Below are 25,551 nucleotides of genomic sequence, written 5' to 3' on the forward strand. Positions count from 1 at the left end.
CGACGCCCTGCAACACCCGGTGTCTGCCAACAGCGACAACTACTCTCTGGATCTGGCGCCCAGAAAAATGCCGCTCCAGGGAAGCGGCATTCACGGGGTGGGCAGTCATGCCCTGTCAGAACAGTTCGTCGGGTTGCTGCTGCGGCAGGCCCTGTAGATCCAGCGGATCGACCACATCGGGCACTTCCTGCGCAGACTCGCCCTGCTCGGCGGCCACGGTGAAGCGCGACGATGGCACCACCTGGTCGGTTTCCTCCGGCGGGACACCGTTGCCTTCGTACATCGGCTTGATACCCTCGATAACAAACATGTTGTCGTTGTAGTCGAGGTTGGATCCGGAATAGTCCTGAAGCACCAGATAGGTATCAGGAATCTCGTTACCTTCATCGTCCAGCGCCTTGAACACGCGAACGTAGTAGCCACGCTCCAGATCCGGCGAATCCGCCGGTGGCTTGCCCTTGCCGGGAGGATTCAACGAGGGATCGGAGGACAGGGTGGCCACCTCGAGGCCGAACAGATCGTTGCCTCCCCAATTGTCGGGAATATCGTCTCGGGTGAAGGTGGCTGCCGGTTGCTGACGATCAAGATAGGTCAACGGCAGAAAGGACTGGTTCTGGTCCGCATCGTGGCGGATCAACTTGATATCCTGGGAGGTATTCTTGAAGGCGTGGAGTCCAAAGGCAGCCACACCCGCCCCATGCAGTGCGACTATCTGACTCACCTTGGCTTCATCGACCCCGTCGGCCAGGGTCCAGTAGCGCGACAGCACTTCCTCCTCGCTGACGGCGCGGTAGAAACCGTAGTCATCGAAGGCAGAGCCTCTGGCGCCACCGTCCGTCGGAATACCGCCAATCCGGTTGCCGAATCCGGCCACGTTCCAGACCTCGTCGACGGTCGGTTCCCAGCCGCCCTCATCCTGAGCCTGCCAGAACCCGGCAAGCGTCAACTCCTGGACCGGGGCATCGGCGTCGTTGGTCACCAGCCTCAGACTCCCGAAGAAGCTGCCGTCATCGGCGTTGCTGGCGGGCGGACGATAATTTGCGCGATCGAACAATACATCGATCTCGAGCGATTCCCCCGGTGCCAGTGTCACCCCTTCAAGGGCCGCCGCGTCAGCAAGCACGAAGGGGCCATCCAGTGAGACATCAAGAATGGTCAGCGGGTCGCTGCCATCATTGGAAATGACGGCGGTAGCACTTTCCTTGAAGTCCCGATCCGGGCCACCAAAGTCGTTTTCATCGAGATAGTTGAACAACAGGCGATCACTGAAGTAGTTGACGTCACCACTCTCCAGGTGGGCCACGGCCTCGGCAGTGACGGCGACTGGCGTCACATCCAGGTAGTCGATGCGCTGACTGCACAGATCATCGGACACCATGTGCAGGCGGTACTCGATCCCGGGCTCCAGCTCGACGTAGTAGGACTCTTCACCCGCCGTTCCTGCTCCGGGAAAGGACATCACGGTCAACGGCTTGCCATTGAAACTGAGGGCCAGATCCTCGCCACGCAGCACACCGGCATTCGCCGCCAGATCGAGCCGGTAGAGGCCTCGAGTATCGACCTCGAAGAAGAAGTCAGCGCTTCGCGGGTCGACGCTGAGCGCCGAGATGCCATCCTCAAGCTCGATGCGCACGCCATCGGTGGCGTCGGCTGGCCCGAGAACGGCGGCCCGAATCGCTTCCAACGACTGGTCGGGCACCCACAACAGGTCCATGTCCGGCCCAACCGCCGCCGGCGCGGTCACTACCAGGGTATTGATCCCCGCCTTCAGGCTGACCAGCACGTTATGATAGATCCAGTCAGCGTTATTCTCACTCAGCCCTGCGAAGTCGAGTTCATCCTGGGCGACACCGTTGATACTGAAAGACAGCGGTCGATCCGCCTTGGTCTGAGAAAGGTTGTAGCGGAAACCGATTTCATAGGTTCCCGCTTCTTCGACACGAATCGACCAGGTGATGGTCTGGTCTTGCGTGCCCCTGAAGTCGGCGTAGGCGTTCTCCGAGACGTCGCGCACGTCACCCACTTCGATCACTCGAGGACCGTTGAGCAGTGCATCCTCGGCCTCGTAGATGCCGAAACCGGGCGAAGGCTCGTGCACCACTTCCAGCTGATCCACGTTAGGCCCAGCCCGGGACACCGACTGCAAACGCACCTCGACATCGCCCGGCGTCAGGTTCACCTCGATATCCTGGGTCATCCAGAAACGCCAGCGGTCGGAACCCTCGAGGCTGTCCGGTGCCGGTGGAAAGTCGGCGATACCCACACTCAGGCCATTGACGAAGACCTCGAGAGGTCGATCCGAAAAGCCACCATTGGCATAGCGCACCCGCAGTACGGTGTCACCACCATCACCAGCTTCCAGGGTGAAGCCAAAGGTGATGGCATCGTCCGAGTTCCTGCCGAAATCAGCGTAACCGCCACCGACCCCGTCGTTGTCATCCAGATTGCCGTCATTGCCAAAGCTGCCCGGCTGTAGCCCAGGCACCTCACTGGCGATCCCTTCACGGATGATGATCTCGGCAGCGCCGCCCTCGCTGATGGTGGCGCTGGTGCCGTCGTCAGGGGTGTTGTCCTCGGCCTGGATGGTTGCCAGTATCCTCATCGAGTCAGTGCCAGCCCCTCCGGACGACATGGGTTCGACGGGATCCAGGCGGACCAGCTGACTCTCGCCGGTCCGGCGGTTCAGGGTGACCAGATACAGGCGCCCTGTGGCGGGGTTCTCGATGATATCCAGAGGATCGGTATAGGTGATGACCTTGCCGGCGGCATTCCGAAGAACGTCGTCACCGATGACCTTGCCTTCGGCATTCACCGTGATCCAGCGAATGTCGTCTCCTCCGGAATACTCGGTGATCAGCAGACTGCCCTTGAAGGCATTGCCGAAGGTATCACCGACGTATTCGGTCGCGCCGTTGGCAGAGCGGTTCTCCCCCAGCGAGTAGGCATCGTCGATGCGATAGTTGGGGTCGGGCTCGATGCCTGGATCGTAGGACGTGACCTCGTTGATGTCCTCCAGCCGGGTGGGGTTACCGCCGTTGAGGATGTACTCGTCCTGCAGAGGATTCGGGTGGCCGTAGTAGCCCCCCTGCTCGACCTTGAACAGATAGTCATCCTGCTTGACCACGTTGGTCGCCGATTCGTCGATCAGCGTCGAGGGGTCATCCGGCACGGCACCGCCCGCCGCCGAGCCATTGGTCGGCGTGTACAAGTAGCCATTGGAGTGCCAGACCAGATCGTAGGCGTTGCGGACCCCGGTAGCGAAGATCTTGACCACGGCATCATCGACGAAGGGATCGTAGAAGCTCTCCAGCACGAGGCCATCAGCGTCCTGGACGCTGGCGACACCCTTGTCGTCAAACACCAGAAAGCGCCCTTCCTCCATGGGAATGGGGGCATTTTTCAGGTCATTGTCGACGTCGAGGAAGCGTGTCTGGTCTTCCGGCAGGGGCTCGGTGGTGACATCGAAGCCACCAGCGGGCGGCGAGCGCGTCGGATCCACCTCCAACACCGCCGCAGACAGCAGACGTTCGGGCCTATTGCCCCAGGCACTGTCGCCGTCCCCCATGGCGGTATTGGACCCTTGGGTCAGGTAAAGCAGATGCGAGGGTTCAGTGGGCGAGGCCTCTGCATCAAACGCCGGATTTTCCCGAAACTCGATGCTGTTGGTGACGTGGTCCGCCACCGAGCGGGGAAGTCCGGTCAGGTAGACTTCGGCACTACCGCTGAAGTCGTCTCCCTCGTCCAGGGTAATCTTCAACAAGCGCCCGCTGAAGTCGGGGGTCGAGGTGTCGCGTCCGGACAGCGGGATCGGATAGTTGTCGGTCACCCACAACACCTTTGGATCGGTCGGGTCCACCGCGATGCCGATGATACCCCGCCGATTGTTGAAGGCGTCGGCGTCGGGCTCCATGAAGGGATCCAGGGCCAGCGACAGGGCCTCCCCGGGGCCCAGCGATCCGTCCTCAGGGTCCAGCGCGTAGCGCACGATCTGGCCGCCCATGCTGACCACGTACAGCGCATCACCCCCGGCGCTGACCTCGAGGGAGGTAAAACCGAAGGCTCCGTCGACGGAACCGTTCAACTCCACCGTTCCCTCGAAGGCCACATCACTGGGCAGGATATCCGGTTCCGGCCCGGTAACGAAGGTATTGGTGTACTTCAGGAATTCCCGGGTCGGCAAACTGCTGTCGCTGTTGTCGCCACGATCCTGAAAGCCATCGATCACCAGGCTATAGCTGGTGAAAGGCTTCAGCGTTTCCTTGGGGGAAAGGGTCAGTGAATCGAAACCGCCGGTGGTGTTGATATCAAACGCCACCTCGATGCCGGTGACGGTCTCGAACAACCGTACCGAACCATCGCTCAGGCTCTTCAGGAGTGCGCCTCCTCGGCCCTCGACCACCTGAACGCCGACGAAGATATCGGAGGTGGGATCGACTCCGGTGGGCAGGCTACCGTCTTCCCTGTCCAGATCCACGACAACGGTATTGGTAGCAACACCGGCGATGGCCCGGGCATCGGTAAAGTGCGCATAGTCGAGGCTCGCTGGCTGGTCATCTTCCGTAGTCAGGTCCGGCAGCGGTCGGATCTCCAGATACTGCAGCTTGACGTTCTTGCTGTCGACGTCGAGCGCATCCAGCGTCAGACGACCATCGGTCACCTCAACCACCCGAGTGACCAGATCCGAACGCAGGCCCTCGGTGTCATTGGTCGGCGTCGCATCGATGGAAAAGTCGTCTGGACGCCCTGGGGCAAAGGCATCGGTGAAGGCAACACCCTCCGCATTGACCCCGTAGAAGGCGTCGAAGTTGCCGGAAGCGTCGCCCACCGACAGGGTCACCTCGTAGAAGCCGGGCTCCAGCTCAATTTCCCAGCCTGCATCGACGAAGCCGTCGCGCTCGCTGGTCATCTGGGCAAAGGTCGCCTGGCGCGGGTCCAGGCCGACGAAGCGCTCGGAGCGATCCACCAGGGTAAAAGCACCCTGACTCGCCAGCGACAATGGATCGGTGCCGTTCTCAGTTCCGTCGGCAATGCTTTGCTCGGTGACCCAGCCGTAGCGGTAGGTCTTGCCGTCCACTTCCAGCATCTGTGTTCCAAAGGCCTCGCCGGTGTCCGCGACATAGCCCTCGGGAACGTCGGCCCCCTGTGGCTGGAAGTTGATCTTCAGTGTCGGACGCTCGCCGGGCTCGACGACGAGCGGAGACAGCTTGACCAGGTCAAGGTTGGCCCCCCCTGACGTGAGATTCTCAAGGCGAACAGAATGGGTCCCGGCTTCGAGCTTGAGTTCAAGCGACTCTTCCCGCCAGCGTTGCCAACCATCATCACCAGCCCCGGTGGAAGCAAACTCGAACTCGCCTACCCTGACGCCATCAATGTAGAGCGCCATAGGGCGATCAGCGTTGCCTCCATTGGCGTAGCGGGCGTCCAGTCGGAAATTGCCGCCTTCCTCCACGGTGACTTCGAATACCCCGGCATCGCCGACATCGTTGCCCAGGTCAAGGTAACCCTCGCCACTGTAGCCAGGCCTGAGCGAATCCACGCCATCGGCTTCCAGGCGCGCCGTCGTATCGGCCGGGCTGCCTGGATCCGACTCCTGATCGTCGATGGTAAAGGTTTCCGCCTCGAACGACATGATGCCTGTTTCCGGCTCCGGATCGGGATCAGGATCGGGATCGGGATCAGGATCGGGATCGGGATCGGGATCGGGATCAGGATCAGGATCTGGGTCAGGGTCGGGATCTGGTTCGTCTTCCACCTTTACCAGTGTCAGTTGATCCAGGTTGGGTCCCTGGCCCACGCCACCCTGTTCCGCCGTGGGGATCGACAAAAACAGCTGATGCGAACCCGGCTCAAGCTCAAGTTCGACCGTCACCTCCTGCCAGCTGCTCCAGCCACCGGTTCCAGGAAAGCTCACCGACGTCGTGACGCCGCCATCCACCTGAAGCGCCAACGGACGATCACTGTTGCTGCCGTTGGCATAGCGCAGGGTCAATTGGTAGCTGCCTGCCGTATCGACACTGATGTCATACTGGACACCATCACCGGGATCCCTGCCAAGATCCACATAGGCATTGTCGACAGCACCGGGCCTGGCGTTGCTACCCGACACCACTTCGGTGACAGCGCCGGAGGGTCTACCGCCAACGTCGATGATGGTGCCCTCTTCCGCCTGCCAAACCAGAAGATCGGCATCCTGTGGCACCACCAACATCTGGGCGGTTCTTCCCGTGATCGGGCTGACCATCTCATCGTTACTGCTCATGGTGACTCCATATATTTTCTACATGTCATACCCCATGAAAACCGTTTTACATTCGGAAACAAATAGCAAATATCTTACACCAACATCAGAAGTTGAGGGTTTTTTTTGATCCAACTACTTCGTCTTGATCAACTCGCCCTTCCACAACAGAACTTTTTTGACGCATCCAAAAGCGGCCGAAAACCTATTTACTCCCTCTAAAAACAATGACTTCAATATTCCTCACAATAATCGTCGACAAAATCAGCACAGAATTCTTCAAAAATTCAACAAAAGAATACGGAAACATCTATTGCGATTCTTCATTTTTATGCCGTTTTATATAGATTTGTAAGCTCTAAAAAAGTCGTTTCGGCGAACTTCTCCCTAGCCTCTCACTCCCTGCCAACTCCATACTTCATTCCATCAGATTTCGGACACCCTGCACGACAAGGTGCTAAACGACGTCAGGCATCACTCTTCGCTCCGGCTGCCAACACCACCAGAACTTCGCCGCAAATCCAGAAAACGAGACGCCTTTACATGACCCCCACCCGTTACAATATTCGGGAGGCGATACTTCGCTGCCGACGCGGCCTCTTCGACGTCGGACTGTTCAGCCTGTTCATCAACCTGTTGATGCTGGTGCCTTCGCTATACATGCTGCAGGTGTATGACCGGGTGCTGGCCAGTCGCAGCGTCGAGACCCTGGTCATGCTGACGTTGGTCGTGGTGTTCCTGTTCGCCGTCATGGGCGGACTCGAGTGGGTTCGCTCGCGACTGCTGGTGCGCATCGGCAATGCCCTGGATGAACGGCTCCAGCCGGCTATCCATCAGGCCATCTACGATCAGGCCCTGCGCCGTCCGGGTGCCACCTCGACCCAGGCGCTGGATGATTTGGCCACGCTGCGCCAGTTCGTCTCCGGCCCCGCCCTGCTCGCCTTCTTCGACACGCCATGGATCCCCCTCTACCTGGGGGTACTAACGCTGTTTCATCCGCTCTACGGGCTCTTTGCCCTGGCCGCCGGCATCCTGTTGCTGGCCCTGGCCGCGATCAACGAGGCCTGCACCCGGGGTCTGCTGAAACAGGCTGGCGCCCACCAGGTCGCCAGCCGCGACGAAACCGCCGCCAACTTGCGCAACGCCGAGGTGCTCCATGTCATGGGCATGCTGGAGAGCGTAAAGCGACACTGGCAGTCGCAGCACCGTGACTCCCTCGCACTGCAATCCCGGGCCAGTGATCGTTCAGGTGTACTCACCCACCTTTCGAAGATACTAAGGCTGCTGTCCCAGTCGCTGATCCTCGGCCTGGGGGCATGGCTGGTACTGAAGGCGGAATTGACCCCAGGAATGATGATCGCTGGCTCGATCCTGCTGGGGCGAGCTCTGGCCCCCATCGATCAACTGATCAATGGCTGGAAGAGCTTTATCGCCGCCCGTAACGCCCGTGAACGCCTGGGCCAACTCATCGACAGCGAGGCACCATCACCACCGATGCCGCTGCCCGCCCCGAAGGGCCAGCTTTCCCTCCAGCAGGTATGTGCCGGCCCGCCTGGAGCGACCGTCGCCTCACTCAACGCGATCAGCGTCGACCTCAAGGCTGGCGAACAACTCGCTATCGTCGGCCCGAGTGCCTCGGGAAAATCGACCCTGGCACGGGTAGCCCTGGGCATCTGGCCGAGTCTCGACGGATGCGTACGCCTCGATGGCGCCGACATCCTGCGCTGGGAACGCAGCACCCTGGGGCCCCACCTGGGCTATCTACCCCAGGACGTGGAGCTGTTGGCCGGAAGCATTGCAGACAACATCGCTCGCTTCGGCCCGGTCGACGCCGACGCAGTACTCAAGGCGGCCCACCTGGCCGGCGTCCACGAGTTGATCCTCAAGCTCGACGAAGGCTACGACACCACCATCGGACACGGCGGCACGGGTCTATCCGCCGGCCAGCGTCAACGCATTGGCCTTGCCAGAGCCCTGTACGGCGAACCATCGCTGGTGGTGCTGGACGAACCCGATTCCAACCTGGACGAAAGCGGTGAGCGAGCCCTGGTGGAAACCCTGGTCCGCCTGCGCCGGCTCGCCACCACTACCCTGGTGATCACCCACCGACAGCGCCTGCTGGCCCAGGTCGACCGGGTAATGTTCCTCGACAACGGCCGAGTGACGTCCCTGGCTCCTCCCTCCCCGGCCGGCGGGGCAAGACTCAAGGGAACGGTGTCCTCGGCACGGGTGGTGAAGCAAGTCGCCGGTGCCGGCACGCCCTCTTCTCAACGAGCACCGTCCGGCGTTGCGCCATCGAACCCGCTGCCAACGGATCCCCCTTCATCCAACAGCTCGAGGACACCACGATGAGCGCTCAAGTCTCTACTTCTGTGCCCGTCGAGACCGCCGCCATCGACTCGAGCTCGGCCACCGCGGGTCCTGAGAATCAAGTACCGGTGGACCTTCGGCCCTATCGACGCTGGGGCCTTGCCATCCTGCTGGTGGCCTTCGGCGGCTTCGGGGTCTGGTCGGTCACCGCTCACCTGGCAGTGTCGGTGGTCGCCCCCGGTTCGGTCTCGGTGGAAAGCTTCACCAAGACGATCCAGCACCTGGAAGGCGGCATCGTCGCCGACGTGCTGGTCGAGGACGGCGATCACGTGGAAGCCGGCGACCCACTGATCGTGCTGGACGACACCCAGGCGCTGGCGCAGCAGCGCATCGCCGAGACCGAGTACCTGATCACTCGGGCCAGCGAGGTGAGGTTGCTGGCGGAACAGGCCGACAGCGACAGCCTGGTCTTTCCACCGGAACTGATCGCGTCCAGCAATTCGCGGGTTCAGGAGGTGCTGGGCGTGCAGCGGCGGCTGTTCGAGGTACGCCGGCAATCGCTGGACGATACGCTGGCCGCCCTAGACCAGCAGATTCTTCAACTGGAAGAGCAGATCACCGGCCTGGGGCAAACCCGTTCGATCACCCAGCAACGCATCGACTCGCTGGAGGGTGAGGTCGCCAACCACCGCAAGCTGTTTCGTGACGGCATGATCAGCAGCCAGCGTCTGCGTGAGCTGGAGCGCGAGAGCCTGGAGTACCAGAGTGACAACGCGGGACACGCCTCGGAGATCGCCCGACTGCGCGCCCATATCAGTGAAAACACCCTGAACAAGCAGATTCGCCTGCAGGAATTTCAACAGCAGGTGGGCGAAGCGCTACGTCAGGTCCAGGCCGAGGTCGCCGACGCCGAAGAGCGCCTGGTCGCCCTCAATGACACCCTCGCGCGCACGCGAATCACGGCCCCTGTGGCGGGTACCGTGGTGGACCTGCAGGTACATACCCTGGGCGCCGTGGTACGTGGTGGCGACCCGCTGCTTGACCTGGTCCCGGCCGGCGACGGTTTCGTGATCGAGGCCCGCGTCCCCAACCACGATGTGGATCACCTCTACCCCGGCCAGTCGGCGGAAATCCGCTTCAGCGCCTTCAACCAGCGCCTGTCCAATGTCATCGACGGCGAGGTGATCCGCGTCAGCGCCGACAGCTTCGAGGACGAGGCCACCCGCCAGCGCTACTACAAGGTCCGCGTCGGCGTGACCGACCTGGGCAAATCGCAGCTGACCGACAACATGCGTCTTGTCGCAGGCATGCCGGCAGAGGTGATGATCCTCACCGGGGAGAGAAGCTTCGCCAGCTATATCACCAAACCGATCAACGACATGCTCGCTAGGGCAATGCGCGAGGAATGACGAAAGACCAATCACCAAACCACTGATTCAATGGCGACATGCTAGCCCGGGCAATGCGTGAGGAATGACGAAAGACCAATCACCAAACCACTGATTCAATGGCGACATGCTCGCTAGAGCAATGCGCGAGGAATGACGAAAGAGCAATCACCAAACCACTGATTCAATGGCGATATGCTCACTAGGGCCATGCGTGAGGAATGACGAAAGACCAATCACCAAACCACTGATTCAATGGCGCCATGCGCACGCGCAGACTGCCAGTTCCAGGAAGGCCCCCCCCCAGAGGGATCAAGCAGTAGGATCAAGTACTGGGATCAAGCAGAACAAAATGACGAGGACCGAGTTGGACCACTCGGCTCGATGATGGCAAGAAAAAGAACTGCGCGGACCAAGGTTCAGGGGGGGGACGGTCCGCGCAGGGCCAGCTCCCTGCCGGCACGGGACTCCATGACAGCGACTCTGCTGCATCTTTCTGGAGCAGAGGGTGGCCCCCCGGCCATCCTCCCTCCTCCATTTTTCTTGTCGTCAGACCCCGTTGCCGGGGCCTGACATGGCTTCCTCCCTCGTTTTTCTGTTCAGCCTTGGCTTGTTCTCCAAGCCTCAGCCTCAGAAGCCGGCGTCGTCCTGCTGAACGCCCTGGACCCCGACATCGTCGCTCATCGGCTGACTGTCGATACCATCGTCGGCCTGGCTGGCGAGCGGATCGTCCGCCAGCAGCAGACTGGCGCTGGCCGCGTTGGCCGCCGCCGCGTCCGGATCACGGGTCAGTTCGAAGGACGCGATGTCCTGGGAACCGCCGTTGAAGGTCAGTCGCAGCACCTGCACGCCTGCCTCCAGATCCAGGGTCATCGACGCCGTATCGACGAACACGCCCCAGTCGCTGGTCACCGGCGTGTCGACGCTGCCCTGCTCGTAGACACTGCCGTTCTGCTCCACCGAGGCGGTGATACTGCGTCCGCCATTGGGGCCAGAAGTGACGAAGGACAGGGTGTGGCTACCGGCCTGCTCGACGTTGATGGTGTACTCGAGCCACTCACCATCCTCGATCCAGCCCACGGCCTCACCCTGGCCGACGATATCCACCGGGGTATCGCGGAAGTCGCTGCCGAACTGCGCCGCACTCAGCTCGTTGAAGGCCTCGCCCTGCTCGCCCTCGTCGAACTGCACCGCATCCAGCGCAAGGCCATCGTCGGCGTCCACCAGCCAGGGGGTACCACCGGCGTTGAACGCCTGCTGGCCATCCCGTGACAGCGAGAAGCCCTCAAGGTCCATGGACCCGCCGTTGAAGGTCAGGCGCAGCACCTGCTCGCCGGCCTCCAGCGTCACCTGGGTGCTTTCGGTCTCGACATAGTTGGTCCAGCCACCGGTGGGCTCGACCCCCACCGGCGTGGCGGTGGCGTAGGGCGTGCCGTCGTCCTTGGTGAAGCTGGCGGTAATCGAGCGCTGCCCACCGCCGGTGGTACCCAGCGAGGCCAGGAAGGCCATGTCGTAGGTCCCCGCCTGCTCGATGTTCAGGGTGTACTCCACCCATTCGCCATCCTCGATCCAGCCGATGGCGCTGCCGCCGTTGGACAGATCCACCCCCTCGCCGCGCACGTTGCTGCCGAGCTGCGCCTCGCTGGTGTCGTTGTAGGCGACGTCCTGTCCGCCCTCGTCATAGTTCACCGCATCGAGGCTGAACTCGCTGCCCACCTGCCAGGGCTGGCCATCGTCGGTGAATGCCTGCTGGCCATCGTCCACCGCTCCCACCGGCGCCAGGGTAAAGCTCGCCAGATCCATGGAGCCGCCGTTGAAGGTCAGGCGTACCACCTGTTCGCCCGCCTCCAGCGCCACCTGGGTGGTCTCGGTCGGCACGAAGTTGCTCCAGCTACCGGTGTCGTTCACCGCCACCGGCGAGGCGCTCACGTAGGGGCTGTCGCCGCCCTTGGCAAAGCTTGCGGTGATGGTGCGCGGCCCGGGGAAATTGGTGTCCATCGAGGTCAGGAAACCAAGATCATAGAGCCCGTCCTCGGCCACGTTGATGGTGTACTCGACCCACTCGCCTTCGGTGATGTAGCCGATGGCCAGTGACGGCGTGGAGATGTCCACCGCCTCGTCCGAGCGGAAGCCGTTGCCCTGATGCGCCGCGGTGGAGTCGTTGTACGACACCCCCTGACCGCCGCTATCGAACAACCGCGCCTCCAGGGTCAGACCGTCGGCGTCCACCAGCCACGGGGTCTGGGTGTCGTTGAACGGGTCCTGACCGTCGTCCACCGGCTCCACCAGATCCAGGCTGAACGATGCCAGATCGAGCTGACCGCCGTTGAACGTCAGCCTGAGCACCTGCTCACCCTCTTCCAGATCGAAGGTCAGGGGACCCACCTCGGTGAAGCTGGTGAAGCTGCCGGTGTTGGGCAAGGCCTGCGCCTGGGCATCGGTGTAGAAGTTGCCATCCTGCTCGAAGGCCGCGGTGATCGACTTGCCACCTGAGACCGCCGAGGTGGAGAAGTTCAGCGTATAGGTGCCTGCCGTCTCCACGTTCAGGGTGTACTCCAGCCACTCGCCGTCGGCCACATAGCCGATGGCCAGGCTACCGTTGGAGATGTCCACCGCCTCGTCGGAGCGGAAGCCATCGCCCTGGTGCGCGTCGGTGGTGTCGTTGTAGGCCACTCCCTGACCCCCGTTGTCGAAGAACCTCGCCTCCAGGGTCAGGCCGTCTGCTCCGACGGCCCAGGCGCTCTGGTCGTCGTTGAAGGCGGTCTGCTCCACCGGCGTCGGATCGTCGAGGAAGTTCGGGGTACCGTCGCCATCATCGTCGTCGTAGAGGTCCACGCGGCCATTGCCGTCGGCGTCCTCGGCGCCGGTCGGATCATAGGTGGTGACGTTCTCGACAAGGAAGATATTGTCGTTGTAGTCGTAGTTCACCCCCGCGTAGTCCTGGATGACGATATAGGTGTTCGGGATCACGTTGCCGTCGGCGTCCTTGGCCACGTACACCCGGATCAGGTGACCGTCGTTCTCGTCCCAGTTGAGGTTGGCCCCCGGGATACCGATGGCATCGATGGTGTCCTCGTAGAGGTTGGCATCGGGATCAGACCAGGAGATGTATCCCGGACGATCGGAGATCTCGGCATAGAAGCCGAAGGGATCGTCACGATCCAGGGTCGCCACCGCCAGGTTGTCGCCGTCATTCAGGGTACGCGGCAACAAGGTCTGACCGTCGGCCTCGTCATGGGCAATGATCTCGTCGATGTCGCGGCTGTCGACGTCGTGGATGAACAGCCGGGCGATGTCACCCTGGCCATGGTAGGCCGCCAGCTGGGTGATGGTGATCGGCGAGGCCCCGTCGGCGCGCTGGAAGTACGGCGCCAGAACCTCGTCGCCGTTGGCCTCCACCAGGCCGCCCTGGTTCATCTGTCCCTGGGCCACGTCGGTGGAGTAGCCGAAGGCGTTGACGATCTCCTGCACCGTCGGCTCCTGGCCGCTCTCGGACTGGTTCTGGCTGATGCCGGCCAGTTCGATCACCTTCTCGGCCTCATCGGCGTCGCTTGAGCTGATGATCAGGCTGGCCTCGTAGAGCGAACCGTCGTTGGGGTCATCGGCGATAAAGCGCACCGTCACCTCCACCGACTCGCCCGGCGCAAGGGTCACCGCACTGAACGCCTCGGTCAGCTCGAACAGCGAGGTATCGCTGACCTCGACGTCGTCGATGGTCAGGGCATCGAAGCCGTCGTTGGACAGGGTGATGGTGACCTCGTCGTGGACCTCCTGGGCATCATTGACCGGGTTCTCGATGCGCGACATCACCAGGCGCTCGTCGGAAGGCACGCCGTCGTTGTTGGTCACGGTCAGCGAGCCACCGGACACCGGCTTGACCCCTTCGATCACGAACATGTTGTCGTTGTAGTCATAGTTGATGCCGGTGTAGTCCATGATCCCCAGGTAGGTATTGGGGATCACGTTGCCGTCGGCGTCCAGCGCCCGGAACATGCGCACCGTGTAGCCCCGCTCGATGCCGTCGGCGTCCGCCGGCGGCGTGCCTCCACCCTGGGGGTTGAGCGACGGATCGGTGGAAAGGCCGGCCATCTCGATGCCGAAGACCTCTTCGCCGGCCCAGCCATCGGGGATGGTATCCCGGCTGAACGTCGCGGTGGCAAAGTCACCGTTGTTGACCAGCGGCAACAGCGTCTGGTTGTTGTCTCCCTGGTGGTTGGTAAAGATGATGTCCTGGTTCTTGTTGCCCGGCGCATGGATACCCAGCGTCGCCCCGCCACCACCGTGGTAGGCGGCGATCTGGGTGATCTTGGCCTCGCTTACGCCGTCGGCCAGCGACCAGTAGCGCGACAGCACCTCGTCGTCGTTGACCGGCCGATACAGGTCGAAGTCGTTGAGCACCGAGTTCTGGCCGCCACCGGTGGTCGCCAGACCATCGATCTGGTTACCGAAGCCGAACACCTCCCAGACCTCGTTGACGTTGGGTTCCCAGCCACCCTCGTCACGCGCCTGCCAGAAGCCGGCCATGTGGATCTCGGCCACCGGCGAGTCCTGGTCATTGGTCACCAGTCGAATGCGACCCTCGAACACGCCATCCCCGGCGTCGGTGGTCGGCGCCGTATAGGCGTCCCGGTCGAACAGCACCGTGACCGTGAGCGACTCACCGGCAACGAGGGTCAGGCCGTCGAACGCGCCCGGATCGGCCAGCACGAAGGGCCCGTCGATATCGGACTCGAGAATCTCCAGCGGCTCGCTGCCGCTATTGGAGATCGTCACCGTGGCGCTGTCCTTGAACTCGCGATCATCGTTCGAGGCGCTGTTGTTCTCCAGGTAGCTGAAGTGCAGGCGGTTGGCGAAGTAGGCAGCATCGCCGCTCTGCACCTCGATATCGGCGTTGTCGTTACCGGTCAGCGGCGACACGTCGAGGTAGTCGAGGTCATCGGCACCATCGGCGCTGGATACCGCGCGCAGGTTGTACTCGACGCCGGCCTGAAGCTCGACGTAGACGCCCTGCTCGCCGGCGTCACCCACCCCGGGATAGGCCAGGCTATCGATGGTCTGCCCATTGAGGGTCAGCGCCAGCGAGCCACCGTCATCGGCACCGGCGTTGGCCGCCAGGTCCAGACGATAGAGACCGTCGCTGTCCACCGTGAAGTAGAAGTCGGCGGTCAGCTCATTGACGGTACGCGCACTGTTGCCATCCTCGAGCTCGATGCGGCCACCATCGGAGACATCGGCGTAGACCGGGATGAAGATGTCACCACTGTCGTCCGGTACCCGCAGCAGGTCGATATTGGGGCCCACGGCATTCGGCGCGGTCAGCACGATGGTGTTGCTGCCGGCTTCCAGGTTGACCAGCACGTCCTGGAAGAACCAGTCGGTCTCGTCGTCGTTGCTCTGGCCGACGAAATTGAGCTGGCCCAGGTCATTGCCGTTGATGGTCAGGCCCAGCGGACGATCGGCCTTGCTCGCGGCCAGCGCGTAGCGGAAGCCGATCTCGTAGCTGCCCGCCTCGTCCACGTTCACCGTCCAGGTGATGGTCTGGTCCCCGGCACCGGCAAAGTCGACGAAGCCGTCACCGGAGGCGTTACGGTCGTCCTGGCTCTCGGGGACTACTACCGCCCCGCCGAGCGCGGCGTCCTCGGCCTCGTAGAGGGTGAAGCCGGGCGTTGCATCCTCTTCCTGGAGGATCGCCAGCTGGTCGATGTTGGGCCCGGTGTTATCGGTGGCCTGGAAGCGCACCGTGTTGAGACCGGCTGCCAGATCGGCATCGATATCCACCGTCAGCCACTCGGCCCAGCGCGAGTCTGCGTCATCAAGTGCCGGGTCCTGGGGCGGCGGGAAGGATACGACGCCCACCGAGACGTTGTTGACGAACACCTCCAGAGGACGATCGGCATTGCCGCCGTTGGCGTAGCGCACCCTGAGCACCGAGTCGCCGGCCTGGTCGGGGTCCAGCTCGAAGCTGAAGGTGATGAAGTCCTCATTGGTGCTACCGAAGTCGGCGTAACCGCCGGGCACACCGTCATCGTCGACGTCATTGCCATCGACCCCGAAGGCGCCGGGGCGCAGGCCGTTGGGCAGATCTGCCTGGTTCGGCTCGGGGTTGTTGATGTCGCGGATCTCGATCTCGGCGCCAGCACCGGAGGCCACGACCACCGAGGTGCCGTCATCCGGGGTCATGTCCTCGGCCTGGATGGCCAGCACCATGACCAGATCATCGACGGGGTCGGGATCGGGATCCGGATCGACGGGACCGGTGGTGCCACCCGGGGCCGGGTCGAGGCGAATGATCTGGCTCTGGCCGTTGCCGCGGTTGAGGGTCAGCAGGTAGAGCTGGCCGGTAGCCGGGTTCTCGATGATGTCCAGCGGGTCGACGTAGGTGATGACGTTGCCGTCGGGATCACGCAGCACATCGTCACCGATGACGTTGCCGTTGGCGTCCAGGGTAATGGAGCGCACGTCGTCACCGCCGGAGTACTCGGTGAACAGCACGTTGCCCTGTAGGTTGCCGCCGAACACGCCGCTGGTGTATTCCACCGCCCCGTTGGGCGAGCGGTTCTCGCCCAGCGAATAGACCCCGGCGATGTCATAGGTGCCCTCGGGAATGGTGCCCGTCGGGTACTTGTCGACCTGGTTGGGGTCGTTGGCACCGGTGGGATTGCCGCCGTTGAGGATGTACTCGTCACGCAGCGGGTTCGGGTGGCCGTAGTAGCCGCCCTCTTCGATACGGAACAGGTAGTCATCCTGCTTCTCGACATTGGTGTAGCGCTCGTTCTCCGGCGTGGAGGGATCGTCCGGCACGTTGCCACCGGCCGCCGAGCCGTTGGTCGGCACGTAGAGGAAGCCGTTGGAGTGCCACACCAGGTCGTAGGCGTTACGCGCCCCGGTGGCGAAGATCGTCAACACCGCGTCGGGGGCGTAGGGATCGTAGTAGGTCTCCAGCACGTTGCCGCTGGCGTCCTGGACCGTGGCTACGCCGCGATCGTCGAACACCAGGAACTCGCCGTTGCCCATGGGGATGGGATCATCCTTGGGATGACCGTCGGGGTCATCGAAGCGCCGGTTCAGGCCATCGTCGGGCAGCGGTTCGGTACTGACGTCGAAGGGCCCGTTGGACACGTCACGGGTTGGATCGATTTCCAGCACTACGGCGTTCAGAAGACGCTCGGGACGGTTGCCCCAGGCGCTGTCCGGCTCGCCCATGGCGGTGTTCGAGCCCTGGATCAGATACAGCAGATGGCTCGGCACGTCCGGGTTGGTGTCCGGGTCGTAGTCCGGGTTCTCGCGGAACTCGAGGCTGTTGGTCACGTGGTCGCCGTTGGAGCGCGGCAAGCCGGTGATATAGGCCTCGGCGGTACCGGAGAAGCCGGGTCCATCGTCCAGGGTGATCTTGGTGATCCGTCCGCTGAAGTCCGGCACACCGTTGTCACGTCCGGTCAGCGGGATCGGATAGTTGTCGGTGATCCACAGCACATTGGGATCGGTGGGGTCCACCACCAGACCGATGATGCCGCGCTGCTGACTCTGTCCCGGCTGGTCGAAATAGTCGTTGGGCAGACTCAGATCCTGGCGATTGGACAGCGAACCGTCGATCGGGTCGACGTCGTAGCGCAACAGTTCACCGCTGATGGTGGCGATGTACATGTAGGCGCCATCCGGGCTCATCTCCAGCGAGGTGAAGCCGAAGGCACCGTCGGCGGCGCCGTTGAGTTCCACCACGTCGTTGAAGGCCACGTCGCGCGCGACCACCTCCGGCTCGGCGCCGGTGACGAAGGTGTTGGTGTACTTCTGGAACTCGCGGGTCGGCGCGCTCGCATCGTCGTTGGGGCCACGGTCCTGGAAGCCGTCGATCACCAGGGTGTAGCTGGTGAACGGCTTGAGGGTCTGGCTCGGCGAGATGGTCAGCGAATCGAAGCCGCCGGTGGTGTTGGCGTTGAAGCTGACTTCCTGACCGGTGACGGTCTCGAACAACCGGATCGAGCCGTCGCCCAGGCTTTCGAGCAGGGCTCCACCACGTCCGTCCACCACCGAGATGCCGACAAAGATGTCGGAGGTCGGATCGACCCCGGTGGGAATGGCACCGTCATCCGGATCGAGATCCACCTCCACCTCGTTCTGGCCGACCCCGGCGATCGCCCGGGCGTCGGTGAAGAAGGCGTAGTCTTCGGCGGCGTCGCGATCGTCCCCAGGGGTCAGGTCCGGCAGGGCCTGAATCTCGATGTACTGGATCTCGGTGTTCTCATTGTTGAGCCCCATCGAATCCAGGGTCAGACGACCGTCGGTGACCTGGACGATGCGGGTGACCAGGTCAGAGCGCACGCCGTCGGTGTCGTTGGACGGGTTGGTGTCGGCCGGGAAGTCATCCGGGCGGAACGGGGTGAAGGGGTCGTTGAACAGCTCGCCCTCGGCATTGAGCACGTTGTTGCTGTCGTAGGGCCCACTGGTATCACCGATGGAGATGGTGACCTCGTAGAAGCCGTCTTCCAGCTCGATCTCCCAGCCGGCCCGCACATAGTTGGGTCCCGGCTGGTCGAAGTGGGCGTAGGTTCCCTGACGCGGGTCGAGGCCGGCGATGTCATCGGTGCGATCATTGACCGCAACGCTGGTCAGCGAACTGATGTCCAGTGGCTCGGTGCCGGGATCGCCATCGTAGATCGACTCCTCGGTGACCCAGCCGTACTGGTAGGTCTGGCCGTCGACGGTGACCGACTGGGTGCCAAAGGCCTTGCCGTTGTCGGCGATGTAGCCATCCGGCACCGCGGTGCCCTCGGGCTGGAAGTTGATCTTGACCGAGAAGCGATCGCCCGGCTCCACCGGACGATCCGGTGCCACCCCGTCACGACTCACCGTCAGGCTGTCGATGTTGGGGCCAGCGTTGCCGATATTGGCCAGACGAATGGTGTTGTCGCCGGCCTCAAGCTCCACCTCGATGGTGGTGGTGGTCCAGTTCTCCCAGCCGGCCGCGTCGGTTCCGGTGGAGGCAAAGGCCAGGCTGCCCTGGCTCTGGCCGTCGACCAGGATATCCATGGGACGGTCGGCGCCGTTGGTGCCGGCGTTGGTATAACGCACCTCCAGGGTGTAGGTGCCGGCCTCATCGACGCTCACCTGAAACTCGGCGGCGTCACCGGCGTCGGCGCCCATGTCCAGGTAACCGCTACCGGAGAAGCCATTCCATAGACCGTCGGGGCCGGCTGCGGTGTTGGTTTCCGGATTGTCGGCGTCGCGCACCTGGGTGTCGCCGTCGGCGTCGACGATGGTCAGCGCCTCACCCTCGATGGCGAAGTTGAACGCCGGGGTGCCGACGTCGGCCTCGTTGAAGTCGAACACCACCTGGTCGATGTTGGGACCGCCGGTGGCGCCCGCGGGCATGGTCAGGGTGAAGGTGTTGGCGCCCTCGACCAGCTCTACCTCGACTTCCAGGGTCTGCCACTCGTTCCAGGCGTCCGCGCCGGTGGCGTTGGGGAAGCCGAGCTGGCCCTGATCATCGCCGTTGACGGTCAGATCCAGCGGCCGCGGGGCATTACCCCCGTTGGCATAACGCACGGTGGCGGTGTAGCTGCCGGCCTCCACCGCGTTGACGTTGAAGGTGATCTGGTCGCCGGGGTTGGAGCCGAAGTCCAGGTAGGCGTCACCCACCGCGCCGGGACGATGATTGCCGAAGTCGTCGGGATTGTCCGCATCCACCGGCCGGGTGACCTCGCCCTGGGCGGTACCGCCCACGTCGACGATGTCGGCGTCTTCGCCCTGCAGGGTGATCGGCGCCACCACCACGTCGTCGTCCTCGAAGCTGACCACTTCGGTGGCGCTGGCCTCGTTGCCGGCGGCGTCGGTGACAAACAGCGAGACGGTGAGATCACCGCTCTGGTCGTCGAGCTGGCCGCTCAGGTCCAGGGTAATGTTGCCCGAGGCATCCGGCGTCACCTCGGTGCGGGTCGCGCCACCGTCGAAGGACACCTCGACGGTGGTAACGTCGTCATCGACGCCCGAGACATTGAACACCGCCGCCGCCAGCTGGTTGGCGTCGAGGGTATCGTCGTCGGCGACGATGGCGAGATCGCCATCCTCGTCGGCGCTGACGTCCTCCGCAATCGGGCCGCTGCCGCCTTCGGTCACCTCGATGCGATCGATGTTGGGACCGGTATTGGCACCTGCCGGGATCGCCAGGGCGATGGTGTTGCTGCCCGCCTCCAGGGTCACGGTGACGGTCTCGAACTGCCAGTGGTCGAAGCCTTCCTCGGGGCCGGTGCCGTCCGGATCGGTGCTGACCATGGCCAGGGCGAGCGGATCACCGCCGTTGATCACCAGGTCCAGCGGACGATCGGTATTGGTGGCGTAGCGAACGCTGATGTCGTACTGGCCGGCCTGGGCCACGTCGATCTGCCAGCTGACGTTGTCTCCCGGGGTGTCACCGAAATCCAGATAGCCGGTTCCACTGAAGCCCGGACGCAGTCCGGTGGGCTGGTTCGCCTCGGGGTTGTCCGGGTCGCGGACCTGGGTGTCGGTGTTGTTGGGGTCGGTATCGAAGCTCTCGACCACACCGTCCTCGGCCTGCAGGCTCAAGGGCGAGAAAGGCGCCTCGTCGACGTCGTTGACGGTGACCGACACCAGCTCGGTGGTGGAAAGATCACCGTCGCTGACGCTGACCTCGACCTCGTAGACGTTGTCTTCGTTGGCGTCCGCCGCCAGCTCGAAGTCACGCGCCGAGGTAAAGGCCAGCGCTCCGGTATCAGCGTTGATGGTGAACAGCGGCGCGTCGACACCACCGGTGATGGCAAACACCGGCGCCGTCAGGGTGGCCGGTTGACCGTCCTCATCGAGCACCGCGATGGACCCGATCTCGGTCAGGTTCTCGTCGATGGCAAGTGCGGTTGCACCGATCGAGAGACTCTCGTTGACGTCGTTGACCGTGACCAGGGTCGCCTGGGACACGCTGTCTTCGCCGTCGCTGACGATGACCGTCAGCTCATAGACGCCATCTTCGTTGGCGTCCGCGGCGAGCTCGGCGTCCGGGGCATTGACGAAGCTCAGTACGCCGGTATTGGCGTCGAAGCTGAACAGCGCGGCGTCGGCGCCCTCGAGGGTCACCGTCAGGGCGTCACCGTCCAGGTCGTCCAGTGTCAGGGTCGCCACGGCACTGGTGTTTTCATCGACACTGACGCTGTCGTCGAGGCCGTCAATCGTCGGGGCGTTGTTGACCGGCTCCTCGATGCGCAGGAAGTCCAGCGAGTCGATGCGCATCAGCTCGCCGCCCTCGCCTCTAAGCTCCAGCGACAGCAGCGAATCGGCGGTAATCTCCACCGGGGTCTCGAACACGATCTCCTTGCGGTTGCCGCTCTGACCGGCGTTGCCCCGGCCACCACTACCCACCAGGGTGCCGAAGTCGTCACTCAATACGACGTCGGAGGTCAGGCTGTCGCTCGACAGATTGCGCGCCTCGAGGGCATTGCCGTCGATGGACAGGGTCAGTTCACCCTCACCGTCGGTCTCGTCGAAGACGTACAGGGTAACGCGATACCAGCCCGGCTCGACGCCTGCGGCGGCAAGCTCGGTGCCCACGGTGGCGGGCGCGTTGCTGGTCACCCGGATCAGCTCGTTGCCCGAGGCGCTGGCGTTACCGGTGGCGATGACGTTGTCGGCGTCCAGGTCGGTAAAGGCTTCGGCCTCGATGGTCACGACGTCACCGATATCGGTGCCCTCGATCTGGAACTCCAGCACCTGGGTCGCGGACAGACCGCCGGGATCGGTGGCGCGCAGGGTCACACTGAAGTTGCCGCCCTGGGAGGGCGTGCCCTGGATCACGCCATTGACCACCTCGAGTCCTGCCGGCAAGTCTTCGACCGTCAGGGTCAGGTCGTCACCGTCGGGGTCGGAGAACAGCGGCGCGAAGTCGGCGATCGCCACCTGACCGAAGGCCTCGCCGACTTCACCGAAGAACGGCTCCAGCGCCGCCGGTTCCGCTACCGGAGCGTCGTTGACGTTGTCGATGGTCAGCACAAAGCTGTCGGAGGTCTCGATCTGACCGTCATCGGCAAACAAGGTAACGGTATAATCACCGGGTTCCAGCCCATCCAGGCTGCCGCTCAGCACGCTGCCGTCGATGGCAAGGCCAGCGGCGTCGACAGGCGCACCATCGGCGTCGGCCACCTCGAAGCGGTAGCTCAGATCGTCGCCGTCGGGGTCTTCGAAGGCCAGGTCGACCTCGAGGGTGGAACCTTCATCGAGGGCAAGGTCGGCGACGCCACCACCGACCACCTGCGGCGCCTGATTGACGTCGCCGGTGGTGGCCTCGCTCAGGGTCACGTTGGAGAAGCGCGCACTGCCCTTGGCGCCCAGGTCGTCGTCGTTGACGAACACCAGCGAATCGATGGTGGTGCCAGCGTGGGCCGACAGATCGATGGTAAAGCTGACGACGCCATCACCGTCGTCATCGACGCCCTGGCCACGCAGGTCGACAAAACCACCCTGGCTCTGGGTGCCGGCCAGCTGGTAGGCGCTGTTGCCACCGTTGAAGGGGTTATCGTCGAGGTCAAAGCCGATCGCGATGATCTCCGACACCGGGGTGTCAGAGGCGCTGAGTTCGAGCGTCAGGCGAGTGTCGGTGGTGATCTGGTAGCTTTCGCCCAGGGCCACCCGCTTCCACACGTTGTCGGTCAGGGCGAGCGTCGCGCCGGCGTCTTCCACCGCCGCACCGGTGCCCTGGGACGGGTTGTCCTGGTTGCCGCCGTAGGACGAGATCGCCCCCACCGAGAAGTCCACCGTCAGCGGGGCATCGTCGGCTTCCAGGGTGACCTGGGTGCTGGTGCTGGCTTCGTTGCCGGCGGCGTCGGTGACGTAAAGGGTGACGTCCAGGGTGCCGGCGTCCTGGCCGGACAGGTCCAGCTGGACGCTGCCGCCATCGACCCCGACCGGGGTGCGGGTGGTGCCGCCGTCGAAGCTTGCCTCGACGACGTCGGCGTCGGTGTCCAGCCCCGCCAGGTTGAAGGTGACAGCGTCGCTGTCATCCGCGGTTACCGGATCGACAGGGCCGCTGAGCGCCAGGTCAGCACCCTCGTCGGCGGTGGTATCCAGCGTCAATGACAGCTCGCGAGTCGCACGGTTGCCGAAGGCATCCATCGCGATCAGGCTGGCCGCCAGCGGCCCATCGGCCTGGCCGGACAGGTCGAGGCTGAAGTCACCGTTGGCGTCCGGGGTGACCTCCTCGACGTTGACGCCGCCATCGAAGCTGACGCCGACGAAGACGATGTCATCATCCAGCCCCGTCACGTTGAAACCCGCCGAGGCTGCGGCGTCGGCATTGATCAGGGCGGAAGCGGCGCCGAACGACAGGTCGTCGCCTTCGTCCCCCTCGACATCGCCGACCGGACCGGTACCCGCCGTGGTGACCTCGAGACGATCGACGTTGGGTCCATTGTTGCGGCCAGCCGGGATCGCCAGGGTGATGGTGTTGTCGCCGGCCTGCAGACTCGCCGTCAGGGTCTGGTAACCCCAGACATCGAATCCCTCGGGATCGACATTGCCGGCGTTGGGGTCTGTGCTGGCAAAGGCCTGGGTCGAGGCGTCTCCCCCGTTGATCGACAGATCCAGCGGGCGCGCCCCGTTGCTGGCGTAGCGGAAGTTCAGGTCGTAGTCACCCGCCTCGGACACGTTGACGGTAAATGTCAGGCTGTCACCGGGTTCGCTGCCGAAGTCCACATAGCCGGTGCCGGAGTAGTCCGGGCGTAGCCCGACAAAGCCGCCGCTCTCGGGGTTCTCGGCGTCGCGCACCAGGGTGGCGGCACCGTTGTCGACGCCGAGCTCGGCGTCCTCGGCCTGCACCACCAGCGGGTCGATCACTGGATTGGTGACCGCAGCGCTGACCAGGGCCAGCTCGATCTTGTCGATATTGGGGCCATTGGTATAGCCGCCGCCCAGACGCAGGGTATTGGAACCGGCAGCCAGCTCGACCTCCAGGGTCTCGACGGTCCAGCCTTCCCACTCGCTGCTCTGATTGGGCCGGTTGGCAGCGTCGAGATCGGACTCGACATCGTCGGGGTAGTAGTCCGGCGCCGTGGTTGTCGCGAAGGCAAAGGTGCCCAGGGTGGTGGTGGTGGTCGCGCCGTCCACCAGTATCAGGTCCAGCGGGCGGGGGCTGGAGGTAGCGTAGGTGATGCTTACCGTGTAGGTGCCGGCGGTGGCCACGTCCAGGGTGAAGTCAGCGCTGGCATTGGCATTACCGAACGCCCAATCCAGGTAGCCGGCGCCTTCGGCGCCGACGCGGAAGGTCTCGTTGTTGTTGGTGAAGTCAGCGATGCTATCGAGCGTCGCCACCCGGTTGGTACCAGTGTCGTCCACGTCCTCGTCGGGCGACAGCAGCATGTCCTCGCCTTGCACCACGTAGCGATCGGGGTCCGGGGCGGTGATTTCCAGATAGTCGATGTTAGGCCCGCTGGCCCCGTTGGAGGTCAGCGTAATGGTGTTGGTGCCCTGGGCCAGGGTCACCCGTACCGGCTGGGTCAGCTCGAAGTTGGTGAAATCATCGCCGGTAGCGGGCAGGTCGAACATGCGGTCGAACAGCTCGCCGTTGACGTCCAGGCGCAGGGGACGGTTGCCGTCGCCCATGGCGTAGCGCAGCACCAGATCGTATTCACCGGCCTCCGGCGCCTCGAAGGTGAAGGTCAGGCTCTCGCCACCGGCCACGCCGTTGCCGTAATCCACGTAGGCGTTGCCCTCGGCATCGGCGGCGTCAGGGTTGGCCGGATCACTGACCACGGCGATTCCGGTATCGCCGGCAATACTGGCCGAGGCGCCGTCGCTGGCGTCATCGTCCTCGGCCTGGATACGCAGCGAAAAGCCGATCGGCGCGGCCGCGGCTACTATTGAGGGGGTGGCTGAAAGCGCTGCGGCTGGGGTGGTAGAGAGTGCCGCGGCTGGGGTGGTAGAAAGCGCTGCTGGGGTTGCCAAAGGCGCTGCGCTATCGGACGCAGCAGGCGCGCCTGGTGCCGACGCCGGCGCGGCATCTGCCGGGATGCCCTGATCACCAGACGCTTGATCCGCTCCTTCCAGACCTGCACCGTCCTGCCCCGCTTCCACCTGGCCACTCGGGCCTGCGACTTCATCGTCACTGGCAGCCTCGGCGTCCTCGATAAGCACATCGAAGGCAGCTCGAAGCCCGCCCAGTGCCTGCCCTTGCCCGTCGAGGGCATCGATCACCATGGCCAGCTTGCCCGGTTGCGGCGTCGGCAGATGGTCAAACACGAAGGGCCGTTCGAAGCGTTCGAAGACGCTTTGTGCGCCGGAGGCATCCTTCCAGGTCATCCGCACGGCTTCGACCGCGTCCCGCCATTGGCCAGGATGCGGTGCGACCACCAGATCATGCATCTCGAAATCTTTTGTCCGAAATTCCGCCTTATCTGCCAGACGCTTTTGAAATGACTTTTGCCCACGGCTCACAAATGACATGGAAAACATGGCCTGCCCCCTGACGATTATTTTGGATAGTGATTGCCACCAACTGCCAACAAGAACCCATCGACTTTCTTCGAAGATCTCTCTCGCCGCTTTACAGTCCGCCCAGACGAATCCCCAACTTCCGCTGAGACAACAAACGAACCGGTAGCCAGAAAGAGATGGCTCTCT

The 25,551-nt window shown here is 63.4% G+C and carries 4 protein-coding genes; 2 read left to right on the plus strand and 2 right to left on the minus strand.

Translation table 11 applies throughout. The features are described from left to right. Nucleotides 1-115: 115 nt before the first annotated feature. Nucleotides 116-6,259: a carbohydrate-binding protein gene (locus RBB39_RS02350; RefSeq protein ID WP_306168737.1), complete on the minus strand. Its 6,144-nt coding sequence runs from the start codon at nt 6,257-6,259 to the stop codon at nt 116-118. Between the two features lie 522 nt (nt 6,260-6,781). Between RBB39_RS02350 and RBB39_RS02355 the strand changes: the two genes are divergently transcribed. Both RBB39_RS02355 and RBB39_RS02360 read left to right on the plus strand, forming a co-directional pair. Beyond that, nucleotides 6,782-8,590 carry a type I secretion system permease/ATPase gene (locus RBB39_RS02355; protein WP_306168738.1) on the plus strand — a complete coding sequence of 603 codons (1,809 nt, stop codon included), beginning with the start codon at nt 6,782-6,784 and terminating at the stop codon, nt 8,588-8,590. Next, nucleotides 8,587-9,957: an HlyD family type I secretion periplasmic adaptor subunit gene (locus tag RBB39_RS02360; protein WP_306168739.1), complete on the plus strand. Its 1,371-nt coding sequence runs from the start codon at nt 8,587-8,589 to the stop codon at nt 9,955-9,957. The genes RBB39_RS02355 and RBB39_RS02360 overlap by 4 nt, the downstream gene beginning before the upstream one ends. Nucleotides 9,958-10,566: 609 nt before the next feature. On the opposite strand, the gene RBB39_RS02365 is transcribed toward RBB39_RS02360, so the two are convergent. After that, entirely contained in the window at nt 10,567-25,293 is a 14,727-nt protein-coding gene (locus RBB39_RS02365) for a carbohydrate-binding protein (RefSeq protein ID WP_306168740.1), read from the minus strand. Nucleotides 25,294-25,551 lie beyond the last annotated feature (258 nt).

Origin of the sequence: Halomonas sp. MMSF_3323, assembly GCF_030733595.1 — a bacterium.
In the GTDB taxonomy this organism is placed as follows: Bacteria; Pseudomonadota; Gammaproteobacteria; order Pseudomonadales; family Halomonadaceae; genus Halomonas; species Halomonas litopenaei.